The sequence below is a fragment of the Chryseobacterium sp. WG14 genome, assembly GCF_024586945.1.
Lineage (GTDB): Bacteria > Bacteroidota > Bacteroidia > Flavobacteriales > Weeksellaceae > Chryseobacterium.
Genome location: NZ_JALCZD010000003.1, coordinates 1 through 18,086, shown reverse-complemented (window position 1 = coordinate 18,086; position 18,086 = coordinate 1). Strand labels below are relative to the sequence as shown.

The window sequence follows — 18,086 nt, the reverse complement described above, 5'->3', positions numbered from 1 at the left end:
CAATCATATTATTGACTGACTGAACAGGACTAAAAACATTTTTATTCATTCAAATTCTAATCAAATATACTTAAAATAAAAGCTTCTCATATTCTTTGAGATCATGGTGCCCAAAAAGGATCTGATGGTCAGGCGACTTTTCAAATGACCGATCGTATTTAAAATATTTCTCATAATCATCTTCGTCTATAAAGATATCCATCTGACAGGCTTTTATATAGTTTGCCTTTTCTCCATAATCTTCAATAAAAACTTCAGATTCAGTCCACGGTTCCTGATGACAACGAAGACAGGACCGTTGGTGAACAGCTTTATTTCCGCATATTTCACAGTGCTGTAAATTTTCAAATAATGCTGAAACAGTATTTTGTCTATCTGGTGGAAACACCTGTAACGGAATAGTTTTCATAAGCAGATAATAATTGGGTTCCTGCCAGGAAAAAGAAATACCTTCCGTCCCGTAAGTCGGTTCTTCTGTATATAAGCATAAGTTCTGAAGATCATATTCAATGTCAGCTCTTACAATATCCTTTATATTAAGCTGTATTTTATTGTTTGATCTGATATTCAGTTCTTCGTCAATTTCGATAACCGGCTTCTGGGTAAGGTAATGGCTCAGGCATAAAGTGGTTTCCCAGGAATTTATTGATCTTTTTTTTCCTTCACTTCCACAGATCTCGCAGGTTTCCATAGAAAGTGCAGTGTACTTTTCGGTAATATTTTTAATGACTGTATTAAGCTCCTTATCTTCAGAATAGGTGTAGCAACGGAGCTCTCCATATTTTTCTTTACCAAAAATATCTTTTTCAGTGTTCCAGCCTCCAATGGCAAATTCAAACAGCATTTGTTTGATCAGCGCATTCCACCCGGTGCTGTTCACCTGAAAATTTTTCAGATTACGTTCTATGAAAGCATTGATCACATCCTGTTTCATAACAGTGTGCTTCCGGATTCTATTTCATAAGGTTCTTTATTTTTTTCAAAAATCCTGGTCGGCTCACTTCCTTCAACAGTAATGGAGTCTCCCGTTCTTCTGATCCAGTTTCCTTCTCTGAGTCCTACTACTTTACTGTCATTCTGGGTAAGAAATTCTTTGATTCTGGTTTCTCTGGTTTCTCCATTGTGTTTCAAATCGGGATTCGGATCAAGATAATGAGGATTAATATTAAACGGAACAAGTCCCATGCAGTCAAAACTCGGCGGATAAACAATCGGCATATCGTTCGTGGTTTTCATGTTTTGTCCACCAATATTACTTCCTGCACTGCATCCCAGATAAGCTTTACCACCTGTCACATTGTCCTTTAAAACAGACATCAGCCCTTCTTCATGCAGTGTTTTAACTAATAAAAATGTATTTCCGCCGCCTGTAAAATAACCTTTCGCCTGATGTAAGGCTTCAGCTTTATCTTCAAATTCATGAAGACCTTTTACTTTAATGCTGATGGTTTCAAAGAAGGAACGTGCTTTTGCAGTATACTCATCATGAGAAATACCACCGGGTCTTGCAAAAGGAATAAAAACAATTTCGTCAATTCCTTTATATAACTGGATTAATTCTTCTCTTAAATATTCCAGATATTCTCCACCGAAAATGGTGGATGTGGAAGCTAATATGATATTCATACAGGGAAAATATATTGATTATTAAAAAAAATACTGAACTACAAAGATAAACTCAAACGGTAACGAATCAAAAATTAAACTAAAAAAAACATCAATCCCGTTAATATTTTCTAAAAAAACTTAAAGCTTCTAAAATTTGAGTTTTTATGGAATTATTATTGAATTTCAGAAGTTAGAATTTTAAATATAAGATTATGAAAACGGTTAAAGTTAATATTAAAAATCTATTTTTAGGTTTAATTCTAGTAGGAGGTACTAGTTTAGTAAGTGCACAAACCACTCAGGCAGACAGTACGAAGAATACGGCTACTACAACTGCTGTGAGTCAATCGGGCAACTCTACTATTGAAGGTCTTAAAAAACAAATCGAAGCCAATCCAAAGGATACGGAATCGCTATCAAAACTGGCTGCAGCTTATCAGGATGCTTCAGACTGGACCAATGCGATTGATACCTGGAAAAAAGTATCTGCTTTGTTACCGGATTGGGCTCCGTCTTATTATAGCCAGGCATATGCCTATCAGTCTGCGAAAGATGATGCCAATGCAAAACTTGCTTACGAAAAGTATGTTGCTACGGTAAAACCTGAAGAAGTAGAGCAGAATAAGAAAAATCTGGCTTATGCCTATTTCTATATTGCTTTTGCAGAACAAAAAAGTGATCCTGGCAAAGCAAAAGAGCATATTGCTAAATCTTTACAGTATGATCCTACCAATCAGGATGCTATAAAACTTAGCAAGACTTTAAACTCATAAAAATAAGTAAAACCGGAAAATTTTCCGGTTTTATTATTTCTTGGCCTCTAATTTTTATTCTTTATTGTAATTGGAAACTATAAATTATCTCACCAGAATCGCCAATCCGTCATCTGAAATCTTGATTCTTGGCTCTTGATTCTTGGTTCTTGGTTCTTTTCCCCCTAATCAATCCTTTTTCCAAAAAAATCTGTTTCGCCATGCAAATGCCGGATAATTTTTTCAATATTCCGCTGAATACCGGCTTCAGTTTTCAAATTATTGATATAGCGGATCAGTTCATGCCGTCTTGAAGGAATCAGTTTTTCAAAATTGGCTGTAGCCAGATTACTGTCCCTGATCGCCTGTTCTAGCTGAGGATGGATGGCAATACTTCTGTCGGAATCATCATATTCTAATGTTACTTCAATGGTTTCACCTATCCTTTTCGGAGAATTTTTCAGCATGAGTAAATTCACATAGAGTCTCCATTCCCCTACATATTTCATTAGGTTCTGTTTAAACTCTTTACCGTTCACTGTTCCTTTTACCGGAATCGGACTTTTATTCCTTTCTGAATCCTCAAAAATCTGATCCAAAATCTCTTCAGGAACAAAAACGAAAGGATTAATCCCTATGATTTCCAGTGTTGCTGTAAAATGCTTGTTTTTCATGGACTAACAAATGTAGGATGATTTTGTAAAATGTACAATGTTATTTGTATAATGTATAATGTATGGTGTTAGGCTGTGTAGATGATAAAATATTTCATCCGGCTTGTAAACTCTCCTGTTCAAATATAAGTTCTACATCCTATACTATATTCCCTCAAACACTCCCACCCTCAAACTCATATCCCGAACCCTGGACCTCGTAACTCAAAATTCATATTCAGGAACTCAATTAATTCCCCTATCTTTGCAGAAGTAAATCTATTTAATTTAACGAAATGAAATTTTTTATTGACACAGCTAATTTAGAGCAAATCAAAGAAGCTAAAGATCTTGGTATTTTGGATGGTGTAACTACCAATCCTTCATTAATGGCTAAAGAAGGAATCCAGGGAACTGAAGCAATCAAAAACCATTATAAAACGATCTGCGAACTTGTAGACGGAGATATTTCTGCAGAAGTACTTTCTACTACTTATGAAGAAATGATCAAAGAAGGAGACGAATTGGCTGCTATCCACCCAAATATCGTAGTAAAGATTCCAATGATCAAAGACGGTATTAAAGCGTTAAAATATTTTTCTGATAAAGGAATCAAGACTAACTGTACATTGATTTTTTCTGCAGGGCAGGCTCTTTTAGCCGCAAAAGCAGGAGCTACTTATGTTTCTCCATTCTTAGGAAGATTGGATGACATCTCTACAGATGGATTAAACCTTATCCAGGAGATCAGACTTATTTTTGATAATTATATGTTTGACACTGAAATCCTTGCAGCTTCTATCCGTCACTCAATGCATATCATTGACTGTGCTAAAATTGGAGCTGATGTAATTACTTCTCCACTTCCTCCGATCTTGAGCTTGTTAAAACACCCATTAACAGACAGCGGACTGGCTCAGTTTATTGCAGATTCTCAGAAATTAGCATAAAATTGACAACAATCTTAAATATAAAAATCCCGGAACCAATCCAATGTTCCCGGGATTTTGTTTTATAATAGCCTGCTTATTTCAACAGGTCGAGCTCAAGAATATTATTTTCCTTCTGTACATCATTCCTTCGTTTTATTTCTTTATCCCTTTTTTCTGAATCAGAAGCAGTGGTCATTTTTCCTGATGCATCTATTTCTTTAATAACAACCCCCTGGGCCATCATCTGCCTTTCGCTTTTCATCGGATCAGCACGATACTCTTTAAAAGCTTTTCTATATTTCTCTTCATTCACCATAATGATCGGGTTAAATCGTTCTTTCTCTTTAGTACTCTTCCATTCATATCCTGCCGAAAGCTTTGTATTTCCTTTTAACTCAAATGAATGGGTATGGGTAGCGTCTTCAAGCTTTACAATTAATCCCGGAAGCCCGTGAAATTTATAGGGTCCATCCTGAATAGGAAGATCTGTGGTAAACCAGGCGGTCCATTTTCTGCCGATAAAGTCACAGACTGCTTTCTGAACAGTAAATTCGCCAATTTTTGTTTTATCAGAAAGGATGTTCCATTGCTGTTTTCTTTCATCTTTTACCATATATTCGTCAGCAATCAGGTTATTGAAAAAAATCACTGAATAATCCGGATACATCTTTTCAACACTATACCGTATTTTACCTTTATATTGAATGCCTGAGAAGTTTAATTCTTCACTTCCGGCCTTAAACTGTTTTTCCATAGTTGCAGCAATAAGAGAATCTGTTTCAAAGGTATCTTTACTGTAAAATTTTGAACCTTTTGGAACAACATCCAGCAGCATGATCTCCGTCTCCGGTTGGCCTCCGGCAGTAGAATCTGTGACATACCGGTACTCATACATGAATCTCTGATTCTGTGCATTGGCTATGATGCTCACTAAAAGAATCGTTAAGGCGATTAGTTTTTTCATTGTTAGTTATTTTGTGTGATGTAATCTTATTTTTCTTCGGAAATATTTTTAACAACCCTGCAAGGATTACCTACAGCTACCACATTTTCAGGAATATCTTTAGTCACTACACTTCCTGCTCCTATTACGGAATTATCTCCTATGCTTACTCCGGGCAGAACAACAACATTTCCTCCCAGCCAGACATTGTTTCCTACAGTAATGGGATGAGCATATTCCAATCCTTTATTTCTCTGCTTTGCATCAAGTGGATGGCCGGCAGTATAGAAACTGCAATTGGGACCTATAAAAACATGATCTCCAAACCTTACTTTGGCACAGTCTAAAATAACCAGGTTGTGATTGGCATAAAAATCTTCGCCCACTTCAATATTATATCCGTAATCACACCAAAAAACAGGTTCTATGCAAATATTTTCCTTCGTACTTCCAATAATTCTTCTGATGAGCCGGCTTCTGTTTTCAGCGTCAGAGTTCTTCAATTCATTATATTCCTGGCACAGGTCTTTACAGGCAATACGCTCGCTGATCAGTTCCTTGTCATAGTTTGCATCATATAAAAGTCCGGCTGCACATTTTTCCTTTTCTGTCATAAGATGATAAGTTGAAAATTTATTTGTTGCTTAAAAGGTAAGAATATTTGCAATAATAGTAATAATAAGCCTGTTTAAAACTAATCAAGTTCAATAAGTATTCTTTTACACAGCAGATATTATTTTCTGATGTTGGCTATGGTCGATTCCTTAAAAAACAAAAACAGAATGCCGGTGACATTCTGTTTCAATAATAAATGATATAATTTAATTCACCAGGTCCGGTTCTATCGGATTGTTATCTTTTTGAAGCGATTCTTTTGTTCTTTTTTCCATTTCCCGGTAAACCTGACTGGGGTCAGAAATTTCTTTTCCATCGGAGGTTTTCACCTTAAAGGCAAACTTAGTATTACCGTCTCCCCCATTTTTCATCATCAACTCTCTCATATTTTTAGTAGGATCATTCACATAGGCTTTCCATGCCTTTTTAAACTGATCTTTCGTTACCTCAATTTCTTTTCCGAATCCTAATATCTTTACATTTTCAGGAACCTGCATATCTTTTTCTGCATCTACAGATTTTACAGTTTTATTACCTATCAGCGTCATGCTGTGAGACCCCGTAGCATCTTCAATCTTTACAATAAGCCCTGGCAACCCGTAAAATTTATAAGGACCGTCCTGAAAAGGGATATCTGTAGTAAACCAGGCTGTCCACTCTCTTCCTCCAAAGCTTGTTGCTGCTTTCTGGGCATTATATTCTCCAATTTTTTGCTTATCAGGGAGTATTTTCCACTCAGGCTTTTTATCTTCCTTTACTTTATATTTGTCAGTAGAAATATTTTTGAAGAGAGAGGTTTTAAAATCCGGATATTCTTTGGTTACTTTATAAGAAACCTGCCCAGATTTTTCCCTTCTGTTAACACTTATGTTTCCTCCTCCGGACTTCAGTTGTCTTTCAAGTTCGGCTCTTCCTATGGAATCTGCTACAAATTTATCATGGCTGTAATAACTGGATCCCTTTTTATCAATATCCAGCAACATCATTTCTTTTTTCACTTCTTCCTTATGATTGGAATCCGGAATAAAGTTGTATTCATAAAAAAACCTATTGGTCTGGGCACTGGTGAAGATCCCCAGTAATATAAAGAACAGAATTTTATTTTTCATAATGATTTGTCAGTAAAAGCTTTGTCAATATCAATATTGACAAAGCCTGATGAAACGTTATTTCTTTGTCTGAATTCTTATTTCGTTCCGTGTGCCTTTAGCTTTGTTTTCTTTGAAAATAGTAACGCCTGCAATATTTTCAGGTTTTAAGGCATCCGCTTCTTCTTTAGATGCTTCTCTTCCATCTATATAGTATTTCAGATCATCCCATCCGCTTACCTTGAATTTTTTTATGCCATTCATGGCAATATTCCCGTCACCATCTTTTTTAATATAATCCGCCTGCATTACCATCACTTTTGGAGAGCTGCCTACTGAGGTGAAACTTACTTTCCTGAAATTCTTTGTATTTTCCAACGCGGCTTTTTCAGCTTCAATTCTTGCCTTCACTCCTTCTTTTCTGGCCACCTCACTTTCTAATCTCGCTTTGTCTGACTCTATTTTGGCTTTATCATTTTCTTTTCTTGCCTTTTCATTTTCCTTCATGGCATTTTTAGCCTCTTCCATTGCCTTTTTAGCTTCCTTCATCGCTTTTCGGACTTCTGCTTTTTCTTTTGGACCCAGGTCTTTATAGAATACCGTTTTATTATTTTTAGAATATATTACAGTAGGACTTTTAGGTTCATCAGGAGAAGTAGGTCCTGCCAAAGGTTCAGGTATTTCAATTTCCATATTCTCAAGTGCTTCCATTTGATTTTTCCATTCAGGAGATTTGAAATATTCTTCCGTATCCTTAAGAGCTTTTTGGTCAGCAATCTTGCTTATTTCTGAAGCAAGTACATTTATTTCTTCAATTTTCTTATTAAAAGCATTGCTGCCGGGTTTCAGTTTATCCAGTTCCTTTCCTTTTTCATCCATCTTCTTTTGGATTTTAGACAACTTTTTATCATCATCAGAATCATTCGCCTTTATTTCCTGAATTTTCTTCTGTTCAGTTTCTCCGGGTCTTACTGTATCTTTTTGAATTTGTAAAACGGCATTTTTAATGGAGATATTCGTTTCTTCAATTTCTTTATTTTTAGCATTCACCATATAGGCAAAAGCCACTGAAAATAAAACCGGTAATGCAAAAATTCTTCGCGCATACCCGAATTTGGTGTTAGGTTTTTGTAACATTTTAAGTCTTTTTTTAAGGTTTGAACTTAGAAACGGACTGGTGGCAGGCAACTGTGTTCCGGAAAAGTGGCTTGCTAAAAGCATCTGCGCAAATGCTTTGGTGTCCGAATGTTTTACGGCTTTTTTGTCAGCCAGATATTCATGGATTAAATTAATTTCTCTTTTGATAAGGTGAAAAAATGGATTGAACCATAACACAGAGGTGATCACTTCAATAAAGATTTTATCAAATGAATGCTTCTGCTCAATATGTACCATTTCATGCTTTAAAATTTGTTCTCCGATATCAGAATTCAAGGTGATTGCATTCTTCCAGAAAAGGTTTTTAAAATATGAAAATGGGGCTTCTGTCAGGTCTGTACGGTAAAAATTAATGCCGTCAAAGCTTTCTTTCTGAAACTGTTTTTTAAACTGCTGGATTTTAAGAATCCCATAGCTCAGTTTTCCTACAAAATAGAGAGAAACCAGTCCCAGAGCTGAAAAAATAATGTTAAAATAAATGTGACCATGGTCTATATTTTTTGTTGTATTAAAATTCTGAATCTTATCAAGAAGCATATACATATCATTATTTACTTCTATCGTAAAATCGTCTATCCTGATCAAAGGCAGCAATAATGAGATGAGTATTGCTGACAAAAGGTAAAATCTGTTATAATGATGAAATGTCTTGTCTTTTAAAGACAACTGATAATATAAAAACATTACACCAGAACATACAATTACTTTTCCAAAGTACAGAAGCAGTGTTTCCATGATTGTTAGCTTTTCTTTTTCAATTCATCTAATAGCATTTCAAGGTCCTGAACGGTCATTTCATTTTTCTCTACCAGAAACGAAACGGCACTTTTGTAGGAACCTTTAAAATAATTCGTCACAAGGCTTTTCATTGTTTTCCCCGAATATTGTTCTTTAGAAACCAACGGATAATATTCATGCTGTCTTCCGTAGACATCATAATCTACAAATTCTTTCTCCTTTAATACTTTCAAAATTGTAGAAACGGTATTGGTATGTGGTTTTGGCTCAGGAAAAAGATCAAGAATATCTTTAAGGAATCCTTTTTCTATTTTCCACAAATACTGCATTACCTGTTCTTCTGCTTTGGTTAAGGTTTGAATTTTCATATCCTTTTCATTTATCATTAAGGTGATATATGATCCATGCATCTTATATCACTAAGAAATTAGTTATACAAATGTAGACATAAAATTGAATCTAACAACTATTTTTTTAGTGATAGGAGATGCTAATACATTAACACATTGATAATCAAATAAATAAATTTATATTGAATATACATATTTTTTAGTGGCAGTAAATTATCAGCTATATAATCAGCAGAAAAGTGATGATTTCACCTTTAAATTCTTAAAACTTGTTAAAATTTATTAAATAAAATTAAAATGGATTTGTCTAAACCGGGAAATTATATTTATTTTAGTGCTTTAAAAATTTCTCATGAAAAGATATAATTTATTGATTGTACTATTACTGCTTATTTTTAACGTAACAACAGCACAAAAGAAGAATTCTCCGGCTGCTGATCTCAGTGTATTAAAGGAAACAAAATCTAAAATTGAGGCTACTGTTCCATTGGTAATGCAGCATCTTCAGAACATTGCTACCAAAGAAAGCGATAATAATATTGTCACAAACGGAAAAATTGCTGTGGGTAAAGAATATAAAATTTTGGAATCTGAATGGTTTTTATACAGAAACAATATGAAGAACTGTATTCTTAATAATTCTTCCAAGAAAGCTAAAAAATGTATGGAGTATCATACTCAATATCTGAGAAATACATTAATCAATTATAATAACTATATTACAAACCTTACCAAAAAAAATGGATACCTGGGAGTGGAAGGTGATACAAAATTTGATTTCAAGCCTGCAGAACTTGCTACAAAGCTAAGTGAAGCTTATTTCAGTGCTAATGAGGCTGCCGGAAGGATGAAAGCAAATCAGAAAAGAGAGTTTTTGGATCAGACCATGTCTGATGATAATAAGCTGACTCCTTACGCTCAATTGGCTCCGTAATACAGAGGTAATGAATAAAAAACAAAAGAGAATCACAAATGTGGTTCTCTTTTTATTTGAAGTAAAAAAATCTCCGCCAAGCAGTTTTGTGGTACTAATCATAAAACCGTGGGGAAAAAGTAGAAAATGAGGCGGAGATTAATTTTCTTTCATAAAGCTCTGTACTCAGCTGTCCTAATTCTGATTATTCAGAGCTCTTACAAAAATAGCTTTATGTCTCGTACAAGTAAAAGGATAGATGTAGAATTAAATAATAATAAATGTAGAACTAATACTACTATTTTATAGAAAAAACTAGAAAATGAAAAGCCCCAAACCAGGCTACCGGCTATTATTTATCAACATATAAGATGAAATATCATACTTTAACACCGTAAGGTCAACACTTTACATCCCCTATCCACCCTCATTCTCAACTCCCAACTCCCAACTCTCAACTCTCAACTCCTCACCTATCTCCACCAGTAATAATAGTTGTGAAGTCCGTCATATTCAAATCCACAACGTGGGTAAAGGGTATTTCCAATATCATTGGTTTTCTCTGTTTCAAGCATTAGTCCACATGCACCGGTCTCTTCACACCATTGTTTACTGCGGTCAATTAAAGCTACAGAAAGCCCTTTTCCTCTATAATCAGGATGTACAAACAGATCACTCAGCAGCCACTGCTTCTGTAGTTTGGTGTAATGAAAAAGCTTGTAAAGCTGGACAAATCCTACAGCTTTTCCGTCAGCTATGGCAAGAAACAGGTCTGATTCGCTGTTTAAAAACCTTTCTTTTAAAAAGGCCTTTCCTTTTTCCAGATCTGATTCCTGTCTGTAGAAGATACGGTAAAGATTAAACAATTCTGCTGTTTCATTCAGATCTTCAAGACCCGCTTTTTTAATGGTGTAATTCATCGTTATATTTATTTGTATTAACGGTGCAAAAGTACCTTTAAAGAGGACTGGTTTTATACTCCAGATTAAAGTTATACAGCTAGTCCAGAACGAAGATGTATTATGGTCATCCAGCCCATTTTCCGCATGTTCTGGATTTTATATCTATGAATAACATTGGATCTTTGCTGTACATAAACAAAATCATGACAGATATTATTCAAAAAATCAACAATACAGACTGGCACTCTATTACTGAAGCTATGCATCAAAACGGATATGCCGTTATTCGTAATCTCTTATCAGATGAAGACTGTGAGCTGCTGAAGTCAAATTACAACCATTCAGAATCCTATCGTAAAACCGTTGTTATGGCCCGGCATCGCTTTGGCTTAGGGGAATATAAATATTTTAATTATCCCCTTCCTGCATTGATTCAAATGATACGGACCACCATATACCCTCATCTGGCTTCTATTGCCAATTCCTGGTTCAAGGCTTTACATATGGATACAACCTTTCCATTAGAGCATGCAGAATTCCTGAAGCAGTGCCACAGCAATGGTCAGCAGAAAGCAACTGTTTTAATCTTACAATATGAAAAGGGAGGTTTCAATACTTTACATCAGGATTTATATGGAGACCTGTATTTCCCAATCCAGATTGTTGCCATGCTCAGTGAACCTGAAAAAGATTTCACCGGAGGTGAGTTTGTATTAACCCAACAGGTCCCAAGAGCACAGTCTAAAGCTATTGTTTTAAAACCAGGGAAAGGTGATCTGCTTATTTTTACCACCAATTTCAAACCTGAAAAAGGAACAAAAGGCTATTACAGGGTTAATATGAAACATGGAGTAAGTGAAGTAAAGGAAGGAAATCGATACGCCCTGGGAATCATTTTCCATGATGCTGCCAACTAAAACAATATGATACAGCATTCACAGCTATCAGATTCTGTTCTCAGAAGTAACATACACCACCGGAAAATTTGTTTTGGAGGAAATAAAAAACTAAAAATATATGGATTGCTTCATTGTAAGTCAGGCAAAAGAATGAACCGGGAAAACAGGGTTTTCTTTGTATCTGAGCAGGAAGCAATGCAAAATAATTATCGCCCGTGTGGGCACTGTATGAAAGAAAAATATAAAATCTGGAAAAATAAATAGATCCTATTTAACCTGAGTTCGGGTAAGAAAGTAAATGGTTTATGGCTGGAAGTTGTTTTCGGTTATAACGTCCGGCAGTCATCGAATTGAAATGAGTAACAATCCCTTATAACAAGGATTTAATAAATTTAAGCAAACAAGGTGTCATTCAGAGCGAAATGTAGTGGAGCGTGGAATATATACCCTACTTTATGAATTGTCTCGTTTAGATTCCTGGCGAAATGACAAAGAAACTGTTTGATTTCTTAAAGTAGCCTTCTGGGACTTATTCTTTCTTACTTTTTTATCAAGCAGCCCTTACCGCATGTTAATCGCTCATTATCCATGTTTCATATTCTATGGATGTCCGTGATAAAAAAGGATGAGAAAAAGGATGAAAATATGTTTAGAATAAGTAGAGATATCCTGACCCCATAGCATCATTAATTTTTTTTCATCTCTTCAATTTCCCATTAATACTATTATTTTAGAATATATTACATCAAATGTCAATATCATGTGAAATAAAATTAATATTATGTTAAATAAAATGATATATTAGTAACAAAACTATCACACATGAACAATGAAAATTTTAGTACCCTTGAACTGCTTCGCAATCAGTTCAGGTACCCGTTCCCAACACTTAAAAATCCCAATGCCGAGCAATTGCAGGAGATCACCGAGAAACAATGGATCGACGGGGAATACCTGTGGCTTTATGAGCAGAATCCCGATCTACGCAAAAAGTACAAAAAAACAAAGACGGCCCATATTGCGGCCCAATGGTTTCCAACTGCATCACCAGAACGGTTCAAACCCATCTGCAGACTGATGCTGTGGACCCTCTACAATGATGACCTTTATGAAGAAAGTGAGCCTGAAGATATCGGACATATACATGCCCAATCAATTGCCATACTCAATGGCGAGATCAGTGCTGAAGATTCCGGAATCCCATTAGGTCCTATGCTGGCCGCATTAAGACAGGAGCTATTACAGTTTATTCCCCAGGAATCGGTTTCCCGGTTTACAAAAATGATCAGCAAATATTTTACAGGATTAGAAACCGAATTAAAATACAAGAAAAATAAAGCCTATCCCAGTGTGAGCGAATGTATTGCCTTACGTGAAAACTCTATCTGCCTTTATCCTTTCCTTCAGCTTACAGAGCTGGAAACAGGAATTATTCTTCCGAAGGAGATCCATGAGCACCCGGTGATCATCCGTTTACAGACACTGGCCTGTCATCTGGTTACCTTTTTCAATGAAGTACAGTCTGTATTGAAAGATGAGGCAACCGACAGTATTTATTACAATATTGTAAAGGTAATCCAGCATGAACGTCAGATGTCTTTGAAAGAAGCCTGTCTTGAAGATTTGCGCCTTCATAATGAAGATCTGAAAGAATTCATAGAACTACAGGCTTCTCTTCCTGATTTTGGAATATGGCAGGATGCCGTTGTAAACTGGGTACACTATATGAGTATGGTGCTCAGTGGATGGAAAAATATATCTACAAAACTGGATCGTTACAATGCAATGGAGTTTCCAGAAGCGAGAGAACTGAAGGAAAAGCTCAACCATGTTAAATTTAGTAAATAGCAAAGTAGTATAAAATGTACTACAGCAATCTTTAATTGAAATTAAATTAAGTTTATTGTTTACTAAAAATGCTTTCATTTTGACTACTTAACCATCCTATTAAAATAGATTTTAAATATTATGAATAGAGCTCATGTAAACTTTTATTTTAACCACAAATCGAAGATTCAACATAGCCGCAAAGTTTCTTGAACACTTAAGTTTAATAAAGCTCACATAAATTTTAAAAAAATCAAAGATTTTTTGCTTACGTGTACTTTTTATTTTTAATCAGCTTAAACTTAGAATAAACTAAAGTGTTTATAGCGTTTCACCCAGCTTTGTACATACATTTTTAATTAGTTTAAACAGGCTTATATAGAAGAATTTAACGAAGCAAATTATTCCCAGAAGTAATTATCTCTGGTCCGACATTATCAATCTACATGCAGAACAGATTAATTATTTTCATAAAAATTTAATATAATAAGAACAACTATGAAAACAGTATATGTCCCTATTCCCAGTTATCCATGGCCGAGAGTTTTCAGCCCTTTTACAGAGTTTCCCGAAGAGGAGAAATGGCTTAAAGAAGATTATGGTTTTTTGGAGGAAAAAACAAGAAACAGATACGGAAAGCAGCAGTTATATGATTTTGTCTTTAACATGTGGCCTGTTACAAGTAATCCTGAAATCATGCGTCCCATATTACGTTGTGGTTACTATCATACCATAATGGATGATTATGTAGGTATTATGCCGCTGGATGAGCTGAAAGCCTTCGCTGATCGCACTTATGAAATCATGCTGGAAAAAGACCCTCAACCAGATGAAATCGGTATTTTCCGCCAAATGGCAGCTGCCCGGAAAGAATGGATTGCAAATGGAATGCCGTTATTCTGGATAGAACGTATGGCAAGGGAGTTTCAAGAATATTTTACCTATGGTGTGATGGAAGAAACCCCATTTAAATTAAGCAATACCTATCCCTCGATTGGCCGTTATTTATTGATCCGAATGTACTCTATCGGACAGAAGGTCTTTGTTAACCTAACAGAGGCTGCAATGGGGCAAGCCCTACCCGTACACATTCACGAGCATCCTGCCATGAACCGGCTGAGAGAGCTTCAATCAATGATCATTGCTATTCAGAATGATTTTGCATCGATAAGAAAAGAACTGGCTACAGATAATGAAACACTGAATATTATTCTGGTTGTAATGCATGAGTATAAAGTTCCATTGGAAGAAGCCATCGCAGAATCGCTCAAAATACATGATGAGATGGTTAGAGAAATTGATTCTATAACGACCTGTTTACCTGATTTTGGATTTTATCAGGAAATGGTAGAAGATTATATATATCATGTAAAGATAATGATCCATGGCCTCAATGCTTTCTATTATGAGTCGGGAACTAAACGCTATACTCAAGAAGGTTTTGCCATTGCCAAATATGGTACTGATGAACAGTCTCTTGATTTAGAGATAAAACATGTTGACCGTGAATATTGGATTAAAAATTTAAAAAACAACAATAAGCTTGTCTGATCTTAATCATCATCTTAAATAAACACGGAGTTCAGGATGTCAAATCAGAAAAACTGAAGACAAAACATAAGATTATCAACTTACTTTATAAAAATAAAACCATGAGAGAAGAATTAATAGTTCCCCAATGTCATTATCCCTGGCCAACAGTCAACAGCCCTATTGCCGACGCCTTTGATGAGGAAGAAAAAACCTGGTATGATGAGGATTACACTTTCATTTCTGAAGAAGGAATAAAAAGATGTAAACCTCAATTTCTGTCCCGGGTTGCTACTTATATGAATCCGACTTGTGATTCTATAGAACGTATGCGTCCTTGTGCCAGGTTGATGATCTATATCACACTTTTTGATGACTATTTCGGATTAACACCGGCAAAAGAACTTAAAGCAATGGCCGATAGAGTCTATGAAGTCATGATGGGGGATGAGCCGCGTCCGGATGAAATTGGAATTCTGCGGCAGATGGCACAGGCAAGAAAAGAATGGGTGGCGAATGGAATGCCCCAATTCTGGATAGATCGTGTATCTATCAATTTTTATGAATTTATCATGTATGGCATGGCGGAGGAAATACCTTTCAAACAAGCTGAAATCAGAACCTATCCCCTGCTTGCTCATTACCTCAGTTTCCGGAAATATTCAATCGGTATGTGGCCTTATGGTGACCTTATAGATCCTGCCACTAATTTTGCACTGCCAGTTCATATTTATAATCATCCCGTTGTACAGCGCTGCAGAGAGCTCCTTTCCCTGATTATTGTCATCCAGAATGATTTTGCCTCTCTGAAAAAAGAGCTTGAAATAGAAACTGAAAGTCTCAATATCATCTTTATTCTAAGTCATCAGTACAAGCTCTCTTATCAGGAAGCCTGTACAGAGGCTATGAGGCTGCATGATGCGTACGGCCAGGAGCTGGATGATCTTCACCAGTCGCTTCCCGATTTTGGGGAATTTCAGGAAGCAGCATATGATCATATCTATCACATAAAACTACAGATAAGTGGCTGTGCCAACTGGTATTATAATTCCGGTACAAACAGATATGAACCAAAAGGATTTATTGTACCTCAATATGGCAGAGAAGGAGATGATATTCTTATTCCGCACAGTATTTTTGTACAAAAATAAATCTGAATTAACGGATATATCTTTAGAGCTCAAAAACCTGTAAACTACCTTAAAAAGGTAGTTTTTTTATAAATGAGTTACAGAAATAATTATTCTGTTCACACCTTGGGGTTAGCAATCCATCTCTGGATCCAGAAAGAAAATCAATTAAGGGAAACTACCAGAATGGTTAGATTCGCCCGTCCAGAACATAAAGCTATATCTTTTATAGGCATGATTTCATATCATTAGGAAAAGAAAAGAATTATGACTGAATACATTTCCAATGAGACAAATTCTAAAATATTATTAAATCTAACTTAATCAAGACTTTACATAATAAAATAATTATAAAAATACATATTCCTGTAATGGTGAATAAAATTTTTTATGTATTTTTATTGAAGGTTTAAAAAATAACAATATGAAAAAAATCTTTTTAGTTGCTGCAATTGGTGCAGCTGGATTGGTAAGTGCAAAAAGTGCTGTAGTGAAAAGTACTGCAACCAAAGAAAAAACAGAATCAAAGAAAGAAACAAGTAATAAAACTACTGCATTTGGCTGCGTATCTGTATCTTACAGTTGTGGAGTTAAAGGTTGGGCCTGTGGAAGTACTACACTTGAAATGCTTCAAAATGCCTGGGATGGTGATGCTCTTTTTTGTGGTGGTTAAACTTAAATAATTTAAAAAAATAAGAAAAGCATTATTAGTAATGCTTTTCTTTACATAAGAATATGATTAAATATAAATTTTTACTAATACTAATCTTTGTTTCTTCAGTTTTCTTTTCACAACAAAAAGATTACGCTTTCAGTTATAGACTAGAATATACACCGGATTCAACCGATGTTCTTAATACTAGAATGGAGGATTTTACTCTATTCGTAAATGGTGGAAAATCATTTTTTGTTTCTGATAATTTTTTAAAAAGAGATTCTATATTGAAATCTTTTGAAAAATCCCCCAATTTTAATTTTTCAAAAAAACCTAATACCCGCTTTAAATCTGTAATAGTTAAAGAAAATAAAAATATCTCTTTCTATGACAACCTACTGAAGTATTATTTTACATACAAAGAAGATCCAAATTTTAAATGGAATATTCTTACTGATAAACAAAAGATAGAAGGTTACAATACCCAGAAAGCCACCACAGAATATGGAGGTAGAAAATGGGTTGCGTGGTTTACAACGGATCTTCCGTATCAGGATGGTCCCTATAAGTTCGGCGGGCTTCCTGGTTTGATCATAAAAGTAGAGGACACTAATAATAATTATAAATATGAATTAATTAGCATTAAGAAAAAAAGCCTCCCTGATAATGTTATTTTCACCGAAAAGTATTTAAAACAACATAAAGAAGTATCGAAAGAAGACTATATGAAGGCGATGAAAAACATTAATGATAATATGATTAATGAGGCTGCCATGACTGGATTAACAATTGCTCCGGAAAGTCTGGAGCAAGTCAAAAAGAATCTAAGTAAGAGAAATAATCCAATTGAATTAAAAAAATAAACATCTCAATTTATTTTTATTTGGATATTGAACTTGTTTACATTTTTCTATTTTAACCACAAATCGAAGATTATCTCCTTTCAGTCGATGAATGTTATTTCGACGCAGTCAAAAGTCACAAAGTTTTTTGAACACTTAAGTTTAATAAAGTTTTGAAAATAAGCTCACTGAAGTCCACGTAAGTTTTAAAAAAATCAAAGATTTTTTGCTTAAGTGTACTTTTTATTTCCAATCAGTTTAAACTTAAAATAAACTAAAGTGTTTATAGCGTTTCACTCAGCTTTTGTTACTAAATTTTTGATAACCTGACCCCCAACTTTTGAGACTAATCCCTGATCCTCCGATCCTCCGTCTTTCAGAGTAACCATTCATTTTCACACATAAAAAAAGAGAAGCAATACGTATTGCTTCTCTCATTGAGTAGCGGGAACCGGACTCGAACCGATGACCTTCGGGTTATGAGCCCGACGAGCTACCTACTGCTCCATCCCGCGGTGTATTTTTAGAGTGCCTACCGAAAGCACTTACTT

Annotated in this window: 19 protein-coding genes and 1 tRNA gene; 10 read left to right on the top strand and 10 right to left on the bottom strand. The window is 35.2% G+C overall.

Features of this window, described 5'->3' with window-relative positions; genetic code table 11:
• Positions 1 to 70 precede the first annotated feature (70 nt).
• On the bottom strand, positions 71 to 934 hold the full coding sequence (locus MP478_RS06145; protein ID WP_257199927.1) for a hypothetical protein: 864 nt from the start codon (positions 932 to 934) through the stop codon (positions 71 to 73).
• The gene (gene pepE, locus MP478_RS06140) at positions 931 to 1,626 is read right to left on the bottom strand and encodes a dipeptidase PepE (protein ID WP_257199926.1); all 696 of its coding nucleotides are present in this window, start codon (positions 1,624 to 1,626) and stop codon (positions 931 to 933) included. The genes MP478_RS06145 and pepE overlap by 4 nt, the downstream gene beginning before the upstream one ends.
• A 194-nt stretch (positions 1,627 to 1,820) precedes the next feature.
• On the opposite strand from pepE, the gene MP478_RS06135 reads away from it, so the two are divergent.
• On the top strand, positions 1,821 to 2,381 hold the full coding sequence (locus MP478_RS06135) for a hypothetical protein (RefSeq protein ID WP_257199925.1): 561 nt from the start codon (positions 1,821 to 1,823) through the stop codon (positions 2,379 to 2,381).
• A 164-nt stretch (positions 2,382 to 2,545) separates the two neighbouring features.
• Here the strand turns inward: MP478_RS06135 and MP478_RS06130 are convergent, their stop codons facing one another.
• Entirely contained in the window at positions 2,546 to 3,034 is a 489-nt protein-coding gene (locus tag MP478_RS06130; RefSeq protein ID WP_257189036.1) for a YdeI/OmpD-associated family protein, read from the bottom strand.
• Positions 3,035 to 3,309: 275 nt separating this feature from the next.
• On the opposite strand from MP478_RS06130, the gene fsa reads away from it, so the two are divergent.
• Entirely contained in the window at positions 3,310 to 3,963 is a 654-nt protein-coding gene (fsa, locus tag MP478_RS06125; protein WP_257199924.1) for a fructose-6-phosphate aldolase, read from the top strand.
• 76 nt (positions 3,964 to 4,039) lie between these two features.
• On the opposite strand, the gene MP478_RS06120 is transcribed toward fsa, so the two are convergent.
• From MP478_RS06120 to MP478_RS06100, 5 genes are all read right to left on the bottom strand, one after another.
• Positions 4,040 to 4,909, bottom strand: a complete 870-nt coding sequence (locus tag MP478_RS06120) for a GLPGLI family protein (RefSeq protein ID WP_257199923.1) — start codon at positions 4,907 to 4,909, stop codon at positions 4,040 to 4,042.
• A gap of 26 nt (positions 4,910 to 4,935) precedes the next feature.
• The gene (locus MP478_RS06115; protein ID WP_230035058.1) at positions 4,936 to 5,502 is read right to left on the bottom strand and encodes a sugar O-acetyltransferase; all 567 of its coding nucleotides are present in this window, start codon (positions 5,500 to 5,502) and stop codon (positions 4,936 to 4,938) included.
• A gap of 207 nt (positions 5,503 to 5,709) precedes the next feature.
• Positions 5,710 to 6,612 (bottom strand): GLPGLI family protein, encoded by a 903-nt coding sequence (locus MP478_RS06110; protein WP_257199922.1) that lies wholly within the window; start codon positions 6,610 to 6,612, stop codon positions 5,710 to 5,712.
• A 57-nt stretch (positions 6,613 to 6,669) separates the two neighbouring features.
• Complete coding sequence (locus MP478_RS06105; protein WP_257199921.1) at positions 6,670 to 8,484, bottom strand: M56 family metallopeptidase; 1,815 nt, start codon at positions 8,482 to 8,484, stop codon at positions 6,670 to 6,672.
• A gap of 5 nt (positions 8,485 to 8,489) precedes the next feature.
• Positions 8,490 to 8,855 (bottom strand): BlaI/MecI/CopY family transcriptional regulator, encoded by a 366-nt coding sequence (locus tag MP478_RS06100; protein WP_257189041.1) that lies wholly within the window; start codon positions 8,853 to 8,855, stop codon positions 8,490 to 8,492.
• A 334-nt stretch (positions 8,856 to 9,189) separates the two neighbouring features.
• On the opposite strand from MP478_RS06100, the gene MP478_RS06095 reads away from it, so the two are divergent.
• Entirely contained in the window at positions 9,190 to 9,771 is a 582-nt protein-coding gene (locus MP478_RS06095; RefSeq protein WP_230035050.1) for a hypothetical protein, read from the top strand.
• Positions 9,772 to 10,223: 452 nt separating this feature from the next.
• On the opposite strand, the gene MP478_RS06090 is transcribed toward MP478_RS06095, so the two are convergent.
• The gene (locus MP478_RS06090; protein ID WP_257189042.1) at positions 10,224 to 10,670 is read right to left on the bottom strand and encodes an N-acetyltransferase; all 447 of its coding nucleotides are present in this window, start codon (positions 10,668 to 10,670) and stop codon (positions 10,224 to 10,226) included.
• Between the two features lie 185 nt (positions 10,671 to 10,855).
• Between MP478_RS06090 and MP478_RS06085 the strand changes: the two genes are divergently transcribed.
• The 7 genes from MP478_RS06085 (at position 10,856) to MP478_RS06055 (ending at position 17,556) form a co-directional block, all read left to right on the top strand.
• Positions 10,856 to 11,569, top strand: coding sequence for a 2OG-Fe(II) oxygenase (locus MP478_RS06085; protein WP_257199920.1), 714 nt, complete (start codon positions 10,856 to 10,858; stop codon positions 11,567 to 11,569).
• Between the two features lie 6 nt (positions 11,570 to 11,575).
• Complete coding sequence (locus MP478_RS06080) at positions 11,576 to 11,815, top strand: Ada metal-binding domain-containing protein (protein ID WP_257189044.1); 240 nt, start codon at positions 11,576 to 11,578, stop codon at positions 11,813 to 11,815.
• Between the two features lie 558 nt (positions 11,816 to 12,373).
• A complete protein-coding gene (locus tag MP478_RS06075) occupies positions 12,374 to 13,399 on the top strand; it encodes a hypothetical protein (protein ID WP_257199919.1) in 1,026 nt (341 codons plus the stop codon).
• 477 nt (positions 13,400 to 13,876) lie between these two features.
• On the top strand, positions 13,877 to 14,929 hold the full coding sequence (locus MP478_RS06070) for a terpene synthase family protein (RefSeq protein WP_257199918.1): 1,053 nt from the start codon (positions 13,877 to 13,879) through the stop codon (positions 14,927 to 14,929).
• Positions 14,930 to 15,030: 101 nt separating this feature from the next.
• Positions 15,031 to 16,059 (top strand): hypothetical protein, encoded by a 1,029-nt coding sequence (locus tag MP478_RS06065; RefSeq protein WP_257199917.1) that lies wholly within the window; start codon positions 15,031 to 15,033, stop codon positions 16,057 to 16,059.
• Between the two features lie 403 nt (positions 16,060 to 16,462).
• The gene (locus tag MP478_RS06060; protein WP_257199916.1) at positions 16,463 to 16,711 is read left to right on the top strand and encodes a hypothetical protein; all 249 of its coding nucleotides are present in this window, start codon (positions 16,463 to 16,465) and stop codon (positions 16,709 to 16,711) included.
• Positions 16,712 to 16,773: 62 nt separating this feature from the next.
• On the top strand, positions 16,774 to 17,556 hold the full coding sequence (locus tag MP478_RS06055) for a GLPGLI family protein (RefSeq protein WP_257199915.1): 783 nt from the start codon (positions 16,774 to 16,776) through the stop codon (positions 17,554 to 17,556).
• A gap of 421 nt (positions 17,557 to 17,977) precedes the next feature.
• Here the strand turns inward: MP478_RS06055 and MP478_RS06050 are convergent.
• Positions 17,978 to 18,050, bottom strand: a tRNA-Met gene (locus tag MP478_RS06050).
• Between the last annotated feature and the right edge of the window lie 36 nt (positions 18,051 to 18,086).